The organism is Paraburkholderia acidipaludis NBRC 101816, assembly GCF_000684975.1.
Lineage (GTDB): Bacteria > Pseudomonadota > Gammaproteobacteria > Burkholderiales > Burkholderiaceae > Paraburkholderia > Paraburkholderia acidipaludis.
Genome location: NZ_BAXZ01000018.1, coordinates 142509 through 159432 on the forward strand (window position 1 = coordinate 142509; position 16924 = coordinate 159432).

Consider the following 16924-nt stretch of genomic DNA (forward strand, 5'->3'; position numbering starts at 1 on the left):
CGGACGGTGCGGCAGGCGCAGGACCAGCCGGTTTCAGTGCTTGACCACCTCGGTCGTGGCGCCGGCATCCTTCGACTCGGCCACGGGCGCCTTGGCATCCTCGGCCTTCACCTCTTCTTCCGGCAGCGCCTGCGGCACCCGCTCGAGCGCGAGTTCGAGCACCTTGTCGATCCAGCGGACCGGCACGATTTCGATCGCGTTCTTCACGTTGTCCGGAATCTCGGCGAGATCCTTGACGTTCTCTTCCGGGATCAGCACGAGCTTGATGCCGCCGCGATGCGCCGCGAGCAGTTTCTCCTTCAACCCGCCGATCGGCAATACTTCGCCACGCAGCGTGATTTCGCCCGTCATCGCGACATCGGCGCGCACCGGAATGCCCGTGAGCACCGACACCAGCGCGGTCGTCATGGCGCCGCCGGCGGACGGTCCGTCCTTCGGCGTTGCGCCTTCCGGCACGTGGATGTGGATGTCCTGCTTCTCGAACGCCTCGTCCTTGATGCCCAGACGCCGCGAGCGCGAACGCACCACCGAACGTGCCGCTTCGACCGACTCCTTCATCACGTCGCCGAGCGAACCCGTGCGGATCACGTTGCCCTTGCCGGGCATGACCGCCGCTTCGATCGTCAGCAGATCGCCGCCGACTTCCGTCCACGCAAGGCCCGTGACCTGACCGATCTGGTTTTCCTTCGCGGCCAGACCGAAGTCGTACTTGCGCACGCCGAGGAAAGTGTCGAGGTTGGCGCTGTCCACCGTGACGGCCTTGTCGGCCTTCTTCAGCAGCAGCATCTTCACGACCTTGCGGCAGATCTTCGACACTTCGCGCTCGAGCGAACGCACGCCCGCTTCACGCGTGTAGTAGCGAATGATGTCGCGGATCGCGCCTTCGGTCACTTCGATCTCGCCGGCCTTCAGCCCGTTGTTCTTCTTCTGCTTCGGCAGCAGATAACGCTGGGCGATGCTGACCTTCTCGTCTTCCGTGTAGCCCGAGAGGCGGATGACTTCCATCCGGTCGAGCAGCGGCGGCGGGATGTTCAGCGAGTTCGACGTGGCGACGAACATCACATCGGAGAGATCGAAATCGACTTCGATGTAGTGGTCGGCAAACGTGTGGTTCTGTTCCGGATCGAGCACTTCGAGCAGCGCCGACGACGGATCGCCGCGGAAATCCATGCCCATCTTGTCGACTTCGTCGAGCAGGAAGAGCGGATTGCGCACGCCGACCTTCGCGAGGCTCTGCAGGATCTTGCCCGGCATCGAACCGATATACGTGCGGCGGTGGCCACGAATCTCGGCCTCGTCACGCACGCCGCCAAGCGCCATGCGCACGAACTTGCGGTTCGTTGCACGCGCAATCGACTGCCCGAGCGAGGTCTTGCCGACGCCGGGGGGCCCGACGAGGCACAGGATCGGCGCCTTGACCTTTTCCACGCGCTGTTGCACCGCGAGATACTCGAGAATGCGTTCCTTGACCTTTTCCAGACCGTAGTGGTCTTCGTCGAGCACGGCTTCGGCGTTCGAGAGGTCGTTGTTGACCTTGCTCTTCTTGCGCCACGGCAGGCCGATCAGCGTGTCGATGTAGTTGCGCACGACCGTCGCTTCCGCCGACATCGGCGACATCAGCTTGAGCTTCTTGAGCTCGGCGTCGGCCTTCTTCTTGGCTTCCTTCGGCATGCGCGCGGCGGTGATGCGCTTCTCGAGTTCTTCGAGATCGGCGCCCTCTTCGCCTTCACCCAGTTCCTTCTGGATCGCCTTGACCTGTTCGTTCAGGTAATACTCGCGCTGACTCTTTTCCATCTGGCGCTTCACGCGGCCGCGAATGCGCTTCTCCACCTGGAGGATGTCGATTTCGGCTTCGAGCTGGGCGAGCAAATGCTCCAGACGCTCCACCACCGGGAACATCTCGAGGATGTGCTGCTTCTGGTCGAGCTTGAGCGGCAGATGCGCGGCGATGGTGTCGGCAAGACGACCGGCCTCGTCGATGCCCGACAGCGAGGTCAGGATCTCCGGCGGGATCTTCTTGTTCAGCTTCACGTACTGGTCGAACTGCGAGACGATCGCACGGCGCAGCGCCTCGGTTTCGGCGCTGTCGGCGTGGTCGGGCTCGAGCGGCATCACTTCGCACGAGAACTGCGTTTCCTGCTCTTCGATCGAGAGCGTTTTCGCGCGCTGCAGGCCCTCGACGAGCACTTTCACCGTGCCGTCGGGCAGCTTGAGCATTTGCAGGATGTTTGCGACGCATCCTACTTCATACATGTCTTTTTCGGTCGGCTCATCCTTGGCGGCGGTCTTTTGTGCGACGAGCATGATGTGCTTGCCGCCCTCCATCGCCGCTTCGAGGGCCTTGATCGATTTCGGCCGGCCCACGAAGAGGGGAATCACCATATGCGGGAAAACTACGACGTCTCGCAGCGGCAGCAGCGGGAGCGTGGTGCGTTCCGGCGGAAGGAGTTGGGTGCCTGACATTTCATTTCCCCATGAATGGAATCAATTGTTCGGTAAGTGAGGCCTGAAAAACCGATTGCAAGCCTCGCGCGGGTGGGAAAAGTTCAGTGACTCCAAAAAAAGTGCGCCATCGACCACAAGATAAACGAAAAAGCCGTTCATCCCATTGTATGAACGGCTTTTTCCCGGAACTCTTTAGCCGATCACCACCGCCATCAGTTCGACCCTGCAACTTTGGGCGCGTCCTCATAGATCAGGAGCGGCTTGCCGTCGCCATCGATCACATTGTCGTCGATGATCACCTTGCTCACGCCCTTCATGGCCGGCAGCTCGTACATCACGTCGAGCAACGCCTGTTCCAGGATCGAGCGCAGGCCGCGCGCGCCGGTTTTGCGGCGGATGGCCTTGCGGGCGACAGCCTGCAGCGCACCCGGACGAATTTCCAGTTCCACGCGCTCCATGTTGAAGAGCTTGTGGTACTGCTTGACGAGCGCGTTCTTCGGCTCGACCAGAATCTTCATGAGCGCGGCTTCGTCGAGCTTGCCGAGCGTCGCGACCACCGGCAGACGGCCGATCAGCTCCGGAATCAGACCGAACTTGATCAGGTCTTCCGGCTCCACTTCGCGCAGCACTTCGCCCGCGTCGCGCTCCTGCTTGCTCTTCACGCTCGCGCCGAAACCGATCCCGGTCTTCTCCGTGCGGTCCGTGATGACCTTCTCGAGGCCGTCGAACGCGCCACCGCAGATGAACAGAATGTTAGTCGTGTCGACCTGGATGAAATCCTGGTTCGGGTGCTTGCGGCCGCCCTGCGGCGGCACCGAGGCCATCGTGCCCTCGATCAGCTTGAGCAGCGCCTGCTGCACGCCTTCGCCCGACACGTCGCGCGTAATCGACGGGTTGTCCGACTTACGGCTGATCTTGTCGATTTCGTCGATATAGACGATACCGCGCTGCGCCTTGTCGACCTCGTAATTGCAGTTCTGCAGCAGCTTCTGGATGATGTTCTCGACGTCCTCGCCCACGTAGCCGGCTTCGGTCAGCGTGGTGGCGTCGGCGATCACGAACGGCACGTTCAGAAGGCGCGCGAGCGTCTGCGCGAGCAGCGTCTTGCCGGAACCCGTAGGCCCGATCAGCAGGATGTTGCTCTTGGAAAGCTCGACGTCGTCCTTCTTGTCGAGGTGCTTGAGACGCTTGTAGTGGTTGTACACCGCCACCGCGAGGATCTTCTTCGCGCGCTCCTGGCCGATCACGTACTGATCGAGGATGTCGCGGATTTCCTGCGGGCTCGGCAGGTCCGAGCGCGACAGCGCTGCGTCGACGCCCGCGCCCGCGGCTTCGTCGCGAATGATCTCGTTGCACAGGTCGATGCATTCATCGCAGATGAATACCGACGGGCCTGCAATCAGCTTCTTCACTTCATGCTGGCTTTTGCCGCAAAACGAGCAATACAACAGCTTTTCGCTGTTAGAACCTTTCTTGTCCGCCATGGATAGATAAGCCTCCGGACACTCTGTTACATGATACGCCGTTTCCCCCGGCCACGCCGGGCAAGGGGGCGCATGAACCGCTTGCTGTGACGGCGTGTGGGCCGCAGGCTGCGAGCGCGTATGCCGATTATTTCACACGGTCCGCGCGGCGGCGCCAATCCCTTTTTGCACGGGGGCGCGAGGGCCGAACCCTCTCTCCCGCGCGGGGCGGCGCGCCTGATCGAATGACTACGACTGCGCGGGCTGGATCAGGGCCGCTTGTGCAGCACCTGGTCCACGAGACCGTAGGCCTGAGCGTCGTCGCCGGACATGAAGTTGTCGCGGTCGGTGTCGCGCGCGATGCGTTCGACCGGCTGCCCCGTGTGATGCGCGAGCAACTGGTTCAAACGCTCCTTCAGGTACAGGATTTCGCGGGCCTGGATTTCGATGTCCGACGCCTGGCCGCGCGCGCCGCCAAGCGGCTGGTGAATCATGACGCGCGAGTTCGGCAGCGCAAAACGCTTGCCCTTCGCGCCCGACGCCAGCAGGAACGCGCCCATGCTGGCCGCGAGGCCCATGCAAAGGGTCGAAACGTCCGGCTTGATGAACTGCATCGTGTCGTAGATCGCCATGCCGGCCGAAACCGAGCCGCCCGGGCTGTTGATGTACAGGCTGATGTCCTTGTCCGGGTTCTCGCTTTCCAGGAACAGCAGCTGGGCGACGACGAGGTTCGCGGTCTGGTCGTTCACTTCGCCGACCATGAACACCACGCGTTCCTTCAGAAGACGCGAGTAGATGTCGTAGGAACGCTCGCCGCGGCCGCTCGTTTCCACGACGATCGGCACGAGCCCGAGCGCCTGCGGGTCGAGGTCCCGCGACGCATGGGAAGTCAACGTATCCAGCGATTGAGCGCGAATGGTCATGCGGTGCATCCTTGTCTGGAAAAGTTCTTTTGATTAACCCGAATGGCGACGGACCCCGCAAAAATCAACCACACGGGCAGCATGGCTAAATTGAGCGGATACAAAAACGGCGTGCTTGCCGTCGGTCGCCCCGACAGCCGGCACGCCGGAGCACAGCGGCTTTAAGCCTGCGCCGTTGCGCTTGCCAGTTCCTCGAAGCTCACTTGCTTGTCCGTCACTTTCGCCTTGCCGAGCACGAAGTCCACGACGTTCGATTCGACGACATAGGCTTCCATTTCGGCGAGGCGCTGCTGGTTCGAATAATACCAGCGCACGACTTCCTTCGGGTCTTCGTAACTTTTCGCGAACTCGTCCACTTCGGCGCGGATCTGCTCCGGCTTCGCCTCGAGGCTGTTCGCCTTCACGAGCTCGGCCAGCACGAGGCCCAGCTTCACGCGGCGCTCGGCTTGCTCCTTGAACATCTCGGCCGGGATCGGCGCGTCCTTCGCGTTGGGCACGCCGCGCTGCGCGAGGTCGGCGCGCGCCATTTCGACGAGGCGCTGCTGGTCCTGCTCGACGAGCGCGTTCGGCACCTCGAGTTCGGCGATCTTCAGGAGCGCGTCCATGACCTGGTTCTTCACGATGGCCTGGGTGCGGCGCTTCGCTTCGCGCTCGAGGTTGTCCTTGATTTCGGCGCGCATCTTCACGAGGTCGCCGTCGGCGATGCCGAGCGACTTCGCGAATTCCGCGTCGATTTCCGGCAGATGCGGCCACTCGACCTTCTGCATCGTGATCGTGAACTTCGCGGTCTTGCCGGCAACGTCCTTGCCGTGATAGTCCGCGGGGAACGTCAGGTCGAACTCGCGCGACTCGCCCACCTTCAGGCCCGTTGCGGCCGTTTCGAATTCCGGCAGCATGCGGCCTTCGCCCAGCACGAACGCGAAGCCTTCGGCGCTGCCGCCCTGGAAGGCGACGTCGTCGATCTTGCCCACGAAGTCCACCGTCACGCGGTCGCCGCTCTTCGCCGCGGCGTCGGCGCCGCCGTCACCGTGCTCGCCCGCTTCGCCGCGCGCGTGGAAGTGCACGCGCTGCTTGCGCAGGATGTCGAGCGTGCGGTCGATTTCGGCGTCGGTGATGCTCGTGGTCGTGCGCTCGATTTCGGCGCTGCCCACTTCGCCAATCTTCACTTCCGGATACACCTCGAAGGTCGCGTCGAACGCGTAGTCGCCTTCGGCTGCCTCGACCTTCGGCGCGAAGCTCGGCTGGCCCGCCACGCGCAGGTTCTCGGCGCGGCTGATGTCGAAGAATTCCTTGCCGACCTTGTCGCTCAGCACTTCGGCTTCCACCTGGCCCGAGTACTGCTGGGTGACCATCTTGAGCGGCACCTTGCCCGGGCGGAAACCCGGCATGCGCACGTTCTTCGCGAGTTGGCGGATGCGCGAATCCACTTCTTTCTGCACGGCATCCTTCGGCAGGGAAATCGTCACGCGGCGTTCGAGCTTGCCGAGGTTTTCTACAACGTTAGCCATGGCTTCAATCGTCCTAAAATTTGTTCGAGCGAATCAGTAATCTTTGCTGTGCCGCGGTCCGCCATCCGTCGCGGCGCCCGGCCGACCCGACTGGTTGGGGCCTCAGAGGCGCGACACTCCGGAGCCTGGCCGCCCCTCACGCTCACAGGAAACACATTGAGGCGGCTTGCGACACGGTTCCGTCAAAAGAGCCAAGTATTTTAGCAAACTATTTTCCCCGCAAAACGAATTTGCCCTCCGGGCTTGCCCGGAATGCCGGAAAGACGGTTCCCAACCCGTCAAAACCGGCCCAAAACGTCGATTTCCGGAAGGATTGGCGCGTCGACTCCCTGCGTACCGCCCCCTCGCCACGCAACGCCATGCCGGGCGCCGATCCGCGCTATCGCTGGCCCGGTATCCAGCGGGCGCGGCGAGGCTGTTAAGCTTACGGGCGAGCCGGATGCCCCGCCGGCCTCAGCCGACGCTTGAGACACGTCAACCCTTGCCAGCAGAGACATCATGCCCAACCCGTCATCCGACGTTCCTGTCGTCGTCATTGCTCCAGATTCTTTCAAAGGCTCGCTGAGTGCGGACGGGGTCGCCGCCGCCATCGCCGAAGGCATCCGCCGCGCCCGTCCGGACGCGCTCATCCACATCTGCCCGATGGCCGACGGCGGCGAAGGCACGCTCGACGCCATGCTGTCGGTCGGCGGCGAACGCCGCGTCATGACCGTGCGCGGCGCCGCGGGGCCCGAGCGCCAGGCCGCCGTCGGCATCCTCCACGACGGCAGCGCGATCGTCGAAACGGCCGAGATCGTCGGCATCACCGACCCCGTCGGCATGGGCGTGCCCGTGGCCGCGCGCAGCACGGTCGGCATGGGCGAGGCAATTCGCATGCTGCTCGACGAGGGCGTGCGCCGCGTCTACGTCGCGCTTGGCGGCAGCAGCACCAACGACGGCGGCGCGGGCCTGCTCGCGGGCCTCGGCATGCGGCTCTTCGACGCCAACGGCGAGGCGCTCGCCGCCACGCCCGATGCGCTTGCACGCGTTGCACGCGTGGACGTTTCGGGACTCGATGCGCGTCTTGCCGAGACCTCGTTCGTCGGCATGTCCGACGTCGACAACCCGCTCACCGGAGAGCATGGCGCAACGGCCGTATTCGGTCCGCAAAAAGGCGTGACGGCCGAGCAGGTCGCGTCGATCGACGCCGCGCTTGCACGTTTCGCCGACCTCGTCGAAGCGGCGCTCGGGCGGCGCGTGCGCGACGAAGCCGGGTCGGGCGCGGCGGGCGGGCTTGGCTTCGCGCTGCGCATGCTCGGCGCGAGCTTCGAGCCGGGCGCGGAAGTCGTCGCGCGCCAGATCGGACTCGACGATGCCCTGCGCGGCGCGAACTGGCTCATCACCGGCGAAGGCCGTTCGGACGTGCAGACACTGCACGGCAAGGCGCCCTTCATCGCCTGCCGCCACGCGCGCGCCGCGAACGTGCCCGCGACGCTGCTGTCGGGCGCCGTCGACCCGGCCGCGCTGCCGCGGCTCTCCGAACACTTCAGCGGTTGCTTCTCCCCGGCCCCTGGGCCCATCACGCTCGATACGGCGATTCGCGATGCGGCGAAACTGCTGGCCAACGAAGCCGAACAACTCACCCGCCTTGCCTTCGGTTCGCGCTGAAGCGTGACGAACCGGCGCCGAAGAAGCGATAGACAAGCAACACGCCGGCAAGCGCTTCGAGTTCCTATTTAAGTGATTAAAAGATGCGCGCACCACGTTCCTTCGTGGTGCGCGCGATGCGTTTCGAATTGACCCGCGCGCCGGTTGCGGCAACAATCACATCACGCGCGACACGATCGCGCCATCCTCACGCGACAGGACGACCATGAAGGCAAGCAAAGCCGGACTCGAGCAGTTTCTGACCTATCGGCTCCATGTCCTGAACAAGCTGTCCGAACGGGGCAGCAGCGAACGCTATCAGGCGAAACTCGGGATCACGCTGCCCGAGGCGCGCCTCATCGCCGCGGTAGGCGCATTCGGCCCGTTCTCGGTGATGGAACTCGCGCGTCACGCGAATCTCGACAAGAGCCAGGCAAGCCGCGCTGCCGAGGCGCTGATGCGCCGCGGCCTCATGCGCCGCGACACGAGCGAGGAAGACGGCCGCCTCGTGCTCGTCTCGCTCACGCCCGAAGGGCGCGAACTCTATCGCAAGGTCATGCCCATCGCCCGCAAATGGAATACCGATCTTTTCGCCTGCCTCGACGAGAAGGAGCGTGAAGCATTGGATCGCGCGCTCGACAAGGTGATCGAGGCGGCACACGCGGAACTGTGAGCGCCGGCTCGCGCATCTCGCGTGAGTCCATGGCCGGATAGATCGGAGGAATCGGAGGACGCGGGCGGCCCGCCCCGCTCGCGTTGCCGCCGAAGTCATACGCGTCATCGCACCAGATCAAAAGCAGTCTGCGCAACGACACCGCCGTTGACGATCAGCTCGATCTCATGCCTGCCCGAATAATGCGTGCGCGTCGTGAAATCGCGAATCGGCTGGCTACGGCCAAGCGTAATGCGCTGGCCTGGCGCCAGCGTCAGGGTCTTCAGCTTGAACACTTTTTTCGTCACGCCGCTCCGCTTGACATAGGCAATGCGGTAATCGACCACGAGCCGCTGCGCCGCGTCTGCCGTCGAGCGCAGTTCGCAGGAGAGCGTGATCGCGCCACCGAGGACGACCGTTTCCGGCGTCACGCAGAACGGCCCGACAGCGATGTTGGGCATGCTTTGCGCGCCCAGCATCGCTAGCGCCCGCGCGTCGCCCCGCTTCACCAGCGTACGCAATGCGTGGGAAACGATCCATCGGGTATGCGGGTCCTCGATACCCCATCGGGCGGCTTGCTCCAGCACCCACGCGGGATGAACCTTCGTCACGTCGTTCAGATGGTTCGCGACCGACCGGCGCACGTACGGGCTGGGGTCCGCGCGAAGGTTATCGAGAATTCGTGCCGTCAACGCCGGGTCGGTATCCAGTTCGCGAAGCCGAAACGACCATGGCAGACGCGGCCGGCTGCCTTCGCTGGCCAGCCGTCGCACGGCATCATCGGCATCGCGCGACCAAACCTCCATGGTCGCCAGCGCACGAGGCGGGTTGTCGCGCAGGAATTCGCGCACCGCGAATTCCGACGAACCGAACCGGGTGAAGTATTTCAATGCATCCATCGAGCGATCGAAGACATGCCGACCGTGCTGCCCAACGAAGTCGGGCGCGACAAGAGAAACAAATCCCCGGTCGAGCCGGGGCGCGGCCTGCGTCAGCAGCGCGAGCACCGCGTCGTAACCGCCCGGCAACGCGTGCGCCCCGGCATGGATGGAATCGCTGGCGCGGCGTATGCGTGCCATCAGGGACAGCGAGTCCAGGTCGTCGAGTGCAGTCGCGAGAAAAGCACGCGCGTCGAAAGCAGGCTCGATCGATTTCAGCAGGGTCGACAGCGCGCGGAACTGTAGCTCTCCTATCGATTGCTTCAGCGGCACGGCAGCTTGAGTGGTCATGGCAAGGCAGGTAGCCCGCCGTATGGCGGGGCCCGTGAGTCGGAGAAGCAGGGAGTGTCGCCGAAGCGACTGTCAGTTCCTGTCAGCAGCGTGCGGCTCCATGGAAAGCGCAAGCTGCTCGTGCAAGCGGCGCATCAGGTCGGCGCGATTATCCGGATAGCGTGCACCTTCAGTCGCAGCGAGGATCCGGTCGGTTCGGAACGTGCGAAAGGCTCCCCGTAGTTCGCACCATGCGGCAAGCACTCGCGCGCTGTCCATGAAACCGATCTGCACGGGCCAGACCACGCGTTGCGAACGACGCCCGGCCGCGTCGGCATAGACGATCTCCAGACGACGCTGCGCCCGGATCGCGGCACGCAGGCGCGCCAACTCGACCAGGTTGTCGGGAAAGGATGGCGCGGGCGGCCCCGGCATCGCCAGCGGCACGTCGAGTGCCTCGCCCGCCTCCGGCGGCAAGACGGCGGCGATCTTCGCCAGCGCCTTCGCGGCGGCGGTTTTCAGCACGTCGTCGCCCCGTTGATCGACGTAGCGCAACCCCAGCATGATTGCCTCGATTTCCTCGCGCGCGAACATCAGCGGCGGCAGGACATGACCGGGTTTCAACAGGTAGCCGATGCCAGCGCCGCCTTCGATGGGCACGCCCTGCGCGACCAGCTCGGCCACGTCGCGATAGATCGTCCGCTCCGACACCGCGAGTTCATCCGCGAGCCGCGCGGCCGCTACGGGCCGCCGTCTCATGCGCAGTATTTCCATCAGGCCCAGAAGGCGCCCAGAACGTGACATCCGCCGCTCCCGGTTCAACAGGGATCTCGATCCCAAACGCATTCCGGAGATTGTAAGCCGCCGGCAGCACGACCCCGGAGCGCAGGCCAAGGCGCGCCGTCCTGACAGGAACTGACATTCCCTTCATTTACGATCGTTGCCAGACCGCTCTGGAGAACCCCATGGAAGACATCACCCACGCCCTGCCCGACGTCATTGCCGCCCACATCGCCGCACACAACCACGCCGATCCGGCAGCGTTCATTGCAACGTTTTCCGCCGATGCCTGGCTCAATGACGTCCGGCGCGAATTCATCGGCCATGACGCCATCCGGGCGTGGGCCGACAAGGAAATTTTTGGCGACCACGTGACGATGCAGGTCGAAACGGCCTTCCGGAATCATGCGAATGTCGTGATCCACGCGAGAGTCGATGGGAATTTCGACAAATCGAATTTGTCCACGCCCCTTATCCTCAGCTACTACTTCACGCTAGAGGCGGAAAAGATCACGCAATTGATCATTCTGCGGAACGAGCCCGCGCAGTAAATTTCAACAGTAAGTTTCGATAGTGCGCCCGCGAACGCCGGATTATCGGGGTCTGAATTGGCGAAAGGCCGTCGGGAAAGCAAAAAAGGCCACGTTCCTTCGAACGTGGCCTTTCCTTTTATGGTGCGTGAGGCCGGACTCGAACCGGCACACCCTTGCGGGCGTCAGGACCTAAACCTGGTGCGTCTACCAATTTCGCCACTCACGCGAATCTTCTCGCCTGGCCGGCAGGACCGCTGCGAAGTCGCGTGCGAGTCAATTTTCTGCGAACCGTCGGCGCCGGGCAGAGCGTAGGCCGATACGTAACACGTACCAATACCGCCGGCGAACGCCCGTCAAGCGCGAGCGCGAGATTCTAACCGATTGCCCGACGCTTGTCTGCATGTGCGCGTGCGGCAATCCCGAACCCAATGCTAGAATCGCGCGTCTGCCGCAGCGGCCACGGCTGCCGCCCGTTCCGGGCCGCGCTGGCGCACTCCCCCACCCCTCGTTTGCCGCGAACTTCGGCCGTGAACTTCGACGACTACTGCCTGCAAAAGGCGGCTCCGCCCGGATCGAGCACCTACTATGCGCTGCGCCAGGCGAGCGCCGCGCGCCAGCCGCTGCTTGCCGCCCTCTTCGCCCTGCGCCGCGAACTCGAAGAGACGGCGAGAGAAACGAGCGATCCCACCGTTGGCCGCACCAAGCTTGCGTGGTGGCAGAAGGAACTGGCCGCGCTCGCCGAGGGCAAAGCGGCGCACCCGGTCACCAAGGCGCTCGCGGCACATCTGAAGCAGGACGTGAAGAGCGCGTACCCGGCGCTTCAGGCGCTGCTCGCCGGCTACGAGATGGATTTCGAGCAGGCACGCTATCTCGACTTCCCGAATCTGAAGCGCTATATCGAGGGCGTGGGCGGCACCTTCGCCACGCTGATTGCCCGCGTGAGCGCACGCCACCCGGAGGCGGCCGCGCAATGGGCTGCATCGCTCGGCAATGCGCTCGTGCTCGCGCAGTTCGTGGCGGAGATCGGCAACGACGCGCGCCATGGCCGCATCTACGTGCCGATCGACGAACTGCAGCGCTACAACGTCACCGCTGCGGATCTCATCAACCGCCGCTACAGCGACGACTTCACGGAGCTCATGCAGTTCCAGACAGCGCGCGCACGCGAAGCCATCGACGCGGCGCTCGCCGCCGTTCCGTCCGACGAACGCCGCGGCCAGCGCACGTTGCGCGCACTGGCCGCGCTTTCACTCGCGCTGCTCGCCGAGGTGGAGCGCGAGCAGTTCCAGGTGCTGCACCAGCAGATCGTCCTCACGCCCATCCGCAAGCTCTGGATCGCCTGGCGCGCCTGAGCTCCGGGTATCCGCAACGAACTGCATCAGGCGCGCGTCATCTTAAGCAGTGCTTCAGGCCCGCAGGATCGGCAGCGGTCGGAAGTTGCCCTGCAGCACGGCCGCTGCGTCGAGCCCCCACCACGGTCCCAGCACCGTCGCATAAATCTGCCGGAAATCGACGCCGACCGGAAGATTGCCGTTGCCGTCCAGACGCGCCAGTTGCGGCGCTTCGCCATAGAGACCGCCCGCCACACGGCCGCCCGCCACGAAGTGAGCGGACGCCGTGCCGTGATCGGTGCCGCGGCTCTGGTTCTCGCGCACACGCCGGCCGAACTCCGCATACGTGACGATCATCGTGCGGTCCCAGCGGCCGAGCTCGCCGAGCGCATCGCGCAGCGCCACCATGCCCGTCGCGAACTGACGCAGCAGGTCCGCGTGCCGCCCCGGCTGGTTCTCGTGCGTGTCGAAGCCGTTGAGCGTGAGGCGGATCACGGCCACGCCCTTGCCCGGCATCGGTGCGCCCTGCGGCGTGTCGCCGGAAGCCAGCGCCTGCATCGCCGTCTTGATCGAGGTGCCGAACGCCCCCTGCGGAAACGCCGTCTTCAACGCGTACTGTCCCGGCCGCGGACGCAACTGGTCGGCGGCATGCACGATGTCGCTCTCGACGTCGAGGATGTGCGCGAGCGCCGGGTTGCGTTCCTTCAACGACACCGGCGTCACGAGCCGCGACGCGCGCGCGAATTGCGCCGGATTGACGAGCGCAATCGCACGGGCGCCGTTCGCCATGGGTCCCATTTCGGCGCTGCCGAGCACGAGGCCGTCGGCGACGAAGCCCTTCGGCACCGGCGCACTCCCGAAGGCACGCGTGAGCCAGCCTTCACGCAGATATTCGTCGGAGCGCGACGCCGTGTCCCAGATTTCGATCGAGCGGAAGTGCGAGAGGTTCGGCTGCGGATACGTGACGCCCTGCACGATCGCGAGTTGCCGCGCACGCCACATCGGCACCAGCGGCGCGAGCGCGGGATGCAGCGCCGTGCGTTCGTCGAGCTGGATTGCCTGTTCGCGGCGCACGCCGATGTTCGCGCGATAGCTGTAGTAGAGCGGATCCGCGAACGGCACGACGGTGTTCAAGCCGTCGTTGCCGCCCTTCAGCTCGATGAGGATCAGCAGATTGTCGTAGCCCGCGGCCGCGGTGCCCGATGCCGAGCCGACCTCCGCGCGTGCCGCGTTCGGCAGCCACAGCGACGTGCCTGCCGCCGCGGCCGCCGCCAGAAACTCGCGTCGTTTCATGCTGCGCCTCGCTTCTCGTCGCGGCGATCCGCGCCGCCCGGTTCGTCGACTCGATGTGTCATGTCCGCTATTTCAACTGGTAGACCGGATCCATCAGCAGTGCTTCGAGATACGCGCCCGCATTGCAGCCCGCCGCGATCGCGTCGACCGGCTCGAGCGGCAGCACCGCATGCTGCATTTGCAGTTGCGCGGAAAGACCGGGCGTGTCGTCGGCGCTCACGTGAAAATGCGCAAGCCAGCCGTCGAGATCGAAACGCATGCCGCCTCGCGCCACGCGTGCCGGACCGGGCCCGGCAGCCATGGAAGATCCCGTCGCCGATACCTTGGGCGGAACCCTCGAAGCGGCGGCCTTCATCACCGCGCCGGCCTTCTTCGGCTGCGCCGTTTCGGTCGCGCGAAAGAGCTGCTCGACGAACTGCTTGCGCGCGAGCAGCGTCGAGCTGTTGATCCACGCAATGCCGCCCGGCCAGCCCTTCACGTTCGGCGGATAGAACAGGTTCTCCCCAAGCGACGCGGCCGTCCGTGCGAAGGGCATCGTATCGCCATAGGAAACGTCGAAACGCCGGATCGTGCCCACGATGAATTCGACCGGCGAACTCACCAGCGTGCCGCGATTGTCTTCGTCCCAAAACGCGGACGTGAGCAATAGCGCGCGCAGCCCCGTGCCGATGTCGTAGCCGCTCGCGCGAAACCGCTGCGCGACCGGGTCGAGTTGCGCGTCGTCGGGGCTGGGGGAGACAAACTCGCGCCACAGCTTGGCCGTGACGAAGCGGGCGGTCTGCGGCTCTTCGAGCAGAATGTCGAGCACCGCATCGCCATCGAATGCGCCGCTGCGGCCCAGCACGGTCTTCTCGCCGCCGTCGTGCTGCTCCGGGCGCCACACGTAGTGCCAGGTATCCGGATCGACGCCCCAGCCCGTGTACGCGCGGGCCGCTTCCGAAACGTCGCGCTGCGTGTACTGCCCTTCGCCGAGCGTGAACAGTTCCATCACCTCGCGCGCGAAGTTCTCGTTGGGCTTGCCCTTGCGATTGCTCGCACCGTCGAGATAGAGCAGCATGGCCGGATCCTTCGCGACGGCGTGCAGCATCGCGGCGAAACTTCCGAGCGCCTCGCGCCTGAACAGCGCGTTTTGCGCGGCCATCAGCTGCGGCTCGGGCACTTTGTCCTGGCCGGACGTGAAGTGGTTGTGCCAGAAGAGCGTCATGCGCTCGGTGAGCGGCGAAGGCGTGACCAGCATCTCGCCCAGCCACCAGGCCCGCAACTGCTCGTAGTGCTGGCCGCGCAGCTTGTCCGCTTCGCGGCGCTGGTCGGGCGTCCATGCGGCGCGCTCGGCGCGCGTGGGCGGCGCCACGGCGGTCCAGTCGGGAAGCGGCGTGAACGCAACGGTTCGGCCCGTCGCCAGCACGCGGTCGACGGCGTCGCCACGCGAGAGGCCCACGTACGGAGCGATGTCGGCCGCGGAAGGGGCAAAGCCGCTACGCAGGAGAAGATGGCGCGCGTCGTCGGGGTCGAGCAGCAGGTCTTCGCCCGGCATCGCGGCGAATGCGCGCCGGGAATGCGGCGCCGGCGCCCCGTCTTCGGCGGCCGCCGCGCGCCGCGGCAACGCAGCCGCGAGCAATGCGCCTGATGCCACGAAACGTGGCGGGGTCATCGGCCTGAGCGGTTCCATTTCGCCTCGGACAGGAAGGCGCGCACTCGTATCCCGGCACGCGCAGATTGAATGTATCGGCTTAACGACCGATCCGGTACGGATGTTGACGGCGCAATTGCTACGGAATTTTTCAGCCCTGCACGGCGGCGGCGTATGGCCGCGCTGTGCCGCGACATCAGCGCTTGTACAGCTCGCGTACGGCGTCTTCGATGTGCTGGCGCAGGAGGCGGCGCTCTTCGGGCGTCATGTGGCCATCGCGGCGGCGCTGATCGAGGTCGGGCGGCACACCGGAGGTACGCATGCTGAGATCGGAAGCGGTGGTGTCGGGGGAATCGCTGCGAAAGCGCCGGGACGGCGGCTTGCTGCCGGGAGGGTACGAAGGCGGATGGGGACTTTCGAAACGGTCGGCCGAGGGCTGGGAATGGGCTGCGACCGGGTTCAATGCCACCACGACGCCGCTGGCCAACGCCAGTGCAGTCACGGTGTGGCGCATTGTCGGCCCGACCCCTCCCTTCATTTTCTTCCCTTCGTGACGCGGCAAACGGCTACCTCGAAAACAGACACGGACCCGCCCCGACGCGGGTGGCGATGTAAAAGTCGGTTGAAGTATCTACCGAACGGCCGCATTCAGTAAAGCAGTCTATCCGTCAGTGCTTGCCGCCGTGGCACGTCACCGGTAAATTTTGTAACTGACTGTTACCTGATAATTGGTGCAAACTCGCACCTGTATCCAATCGCGATAAGATGCCACGCATGGAAACCAAAAACCCATCGAAAATTCTCGTAGTCGACGACGACCCGCGCTTGCGCGATTTGCTGCGGCGCTATCTCGGCGAGCAAGGCTTCAACGTGTACGTTGCCGAAAACGCACCCGCCATGAACAAGCTGTGGGTGCGCGAGCGTTTCGATCTGCTCGTGCTGGACCTCATGCTGCCCGGCGAAGACGGCCTGTCGATCTGCCGCCGCCTGCGCGGCAGCAACGACCGCACGCCCATCATCATGCTGACGGCGAAGGGCGAGGACGTGGACCGCATCGTCGGCCTCGAAATGGGCGCCGACGACTATCTCCCGAAGCCGTTCAATCCACGCGAGCTGGTGGCGCGCATTCATGCGGTGCTGCGCCGCCAGGCGCCTTCGGAGCTGCCCGGCGCGCCGTCGGAAACCACCGAGGTGTTCGAATTCGGCGAGTTCGCGCTGAACCTCGCCACGCGCACGCTCACGAAGGCCGGCCAGGAAATTCCGCTCACCACGGGCGAATTCTCGGTGCTCAAGGTGTTCGCGCGCCATCCGCGCCAGCCGCTGTCGCGCGAAAAGCTCATGGAGCTCGCGCGCGGCCGCGAATACGAAGTGTTCGACCGCAGTCTCGACGTGCAGATTTCGCGTCTGCGCAAGCTGATCGAGCCGGATCCGGGCAGCCCGCGTTTCATCCAGACGGTCTGGGGCCTCGGCTACGTGTTCATTCCGGACGGCGCAGCCTGATCCGGCTGGATGTCTGCAATTCCTCTGTCGAC

14 protein-coding genes and 1 tRNA gene are annotated in these 16924 nt (G+C 64.8%); 5 read left to right on the forward strand and 10 right to left on the reverse strand.

All coding sequences use genetic code 11. The features are described 5' to 3' along the window. Nucleotides 1–33 precede the first annotated feature (33 nt). From lon to tig, 4 genes are all read right to left on the reverse strand, one after another. A complete protein-coding gene (gene lon, locus BAC01S_RS20310; protein ID WP_027796409.1) occupies nucleotides 34–2463 on the reverse strand; it encodes an endopeptidase La in 2430 nt (809 codons plus the stop codon). A 194-nt stretch (nucleotides 2464–2657) separates the two neighbouring features. Then, nucleotides 2658–3929 carry an ATP-dependent Clp protease ATP-binding subunit ClpX gene (gene clpX, locus BAC01S_RS20315; protein WP_027796410.1) on the reverse strand — a complete coding sequence of 424 codons (1272 nt, stop codon included), beginning with the start codon at nucleotides 3927–3929 and terminating at the stop codon, nucleotides 2658–2660. A 248-nt stretch (nucleotides 3930–4177) separates the two neighbouring features. Beyond that, entirely contained in the window at nucleotides 4178–4831 is a 654-nt protein-coding gene (clpP, locus tag BAC01S_RS20320; protein ID WP_027796411.1) for an ATP-dependent Clp endopeptidase proteolytic subunit ClpP, read from the reverse strand. 161 nt (nucleotides 4832–4992) lie between these two features. Beyond that, complete coding sequence (tig, locus tag BAC01S_RS20325) at nucleotides 4993–6339, reverse strand: trigger factor (protein WP_027796412.1); 1347 nt, start codon at nucleotides 6337–6339, stop codon at nucleotides 4993–4995. Nucleotides 6340–6837: 498 nt separating this feature from the next. On the opposite strand from tig, the gene BAC01S_RS20330 reads away from it, so the two are divergent. Both BAC01S_RS20330 and BAC01S_RS20335 read left to right on the forward strand, forming a co-directional pair. Next, the gene (locus BAC01S_RS20330; RefSeq protein ID WP_027796413.1) at nucleotides 6838–7986 is read left to right on the forward strand and encodes a glycerate kinase; all 1149 of its coding nucleotides are present in this window, start codon (nucleotides 6838–6840) and stop codon (nucleotides 7984–7986) included. Between the two features lie 205 nt (nucleotides 7987–8191). Then, nucleotides 8192–8638 carry a MarR family winged helix-turn-helix transcriptional regulator gene (locus BAC01S_RS20335; protein WP_027796414.1) on the forward strand — a complete coding sequence of 149 codons (447 nt, stop codon included), beginning with the start codon at nucleotides 8192–8194 and terminating at the stop codon, nucleotides 8636–8638. Nucleotides 8639–8742: 104 nt separating this feature from the next. Here BAC01S_RS20335 and BAC01S_RS20340 read toward each other — a convergent pair whose 3' ends face one another. Then, on the reverse strand, nucleotides 8743–9846 hold the full coding sequence (locus BAC01S_RS20340) for a DNA alkylation repair protein (RefSeq protein WP_043202981.1): 1104 nt from the start codon (nucleotides 9844–9846) through the stop codon (nucleotides 8743–8745). A gap of 72 nt (nucleotides 9847–9918) precedes the next feature. Then, nucleotides 9919–10671 (reverse strand): helix-turn-helix transcriptional regulator, encoded by a 753-nt coding sequence (locus BAC01S_RS20345; RefSeq protein ID WP_407667943.1) that lies wholly within the window; start codon nucleotides 10669–10671, stop codon nucleotides 9919–9921. 119 nt (nucleotides 10672–10790) lie between these two features. Here BAC01S_RS20345 and BAC01S_RS20350 point away from each other — a divergent pair, with 119 nt between their 5' ends. Then, a complete protein-coding gene (locus BAC01S_RS20350; protein WP_027796417.1) occupies nucleotides 10791–11156 on the forward strand; it encodes a hypothetical protein in 366 nt (121 codons plus the stop codon). A gap of 121 nt (nucleotides 11157–11277) precedes the next feature. Here BAC01S_RS20350 and BAC01S_RS20355 read toward each other — a convergent pair. After that, nucleotides 11278–11364, reverse strand: a tRNA-Leu gene (locus BAC01S_RS20355). A 301-nt stretch (nucleotides 11365–11665) separates the two neighbouring features. On the opposite strand from BAC01S_RS20355, the gene BAC01S_RS20360 reads away from it, so the two are divergent. Beyond that, nucleotides 11666–12490: a squalene/phytoene synthase family protein gene (locus BAC01S_RS20360; protein WP_027796418.1), complete on the forward strand. Its 825-nt coding sequence runs from the start codon at nucleotides 11666–11668 to the stop codon at nucleotides 12488–12490. A gap of 54 nt (nucleotides 12491–12544) precedes the next feature. Here the strand turns inward: BAC01S_RS20360 and BAC01S_RS20365 are convergent, their stop codons facing one another. From BAC01S_RS20365 to BAC01S_RS20375, 3 genes are all read right to left on the reverse strand, one after another. Further along, nucleotides 12545–13762 carry a DUF1501 domain-containing protein gene (locus tag BAC01S_RS20365; RefSeq protein ID WP_027796419.1) on the reverse strand — a complete coding sequence of 406 codons (1218 nt, stop codon included), beginning with the start codon at nucleotides 13760–13762 and terminating at the stop codon, nucleotides 12545–12547. A 67-nt stretch (nucleotides 13763–13829) separates the two neighbouring features. After that, nucleotides 13830–15296: a DUF1800 domain-containing protein gene (locus BAC01S_RS20370; protein ID WP_027796420.1), complete on the reverse strand. Its 1467-nt coding sequence runs from the start codon at nucleotides 15294–15296 to the stop codon at nucleotides 13830–13832. 292 nt (nucleotides 15297–15588) lie between these two features. Further along, on the reverse strand, nucleotides 15589–15930 hold the full coding sequence (locus tag BAC01S_RS20375) for a hypothetical protein (RefSeq protein ID WP_027796421.1): 342 nt from the start codon (nucleotides 15928–15930) through the stop codon (nucleotides 15589–15591). Nucleotides 15931–16157: 227 nt separating this feature from the next. Here BAC01S_RS20375 and ompR point away from each other — a divergent pair, with 227 nt between their 5' ends. Further along, nucleotides 16158–16892: an osmolarity response regulator transcription factor OmpR gene (ompR, locus tag BAC01S_RS20380; protein ID WP_027796422.1), complete on the forward strand. Its 735-nt coding sequence runs from the start codon at nucleotides 16158–16160 to the stop codon at nucleotides 16890–16892. Nucleotides 16893–16924 lie beyond the last annotated feature (32 nt).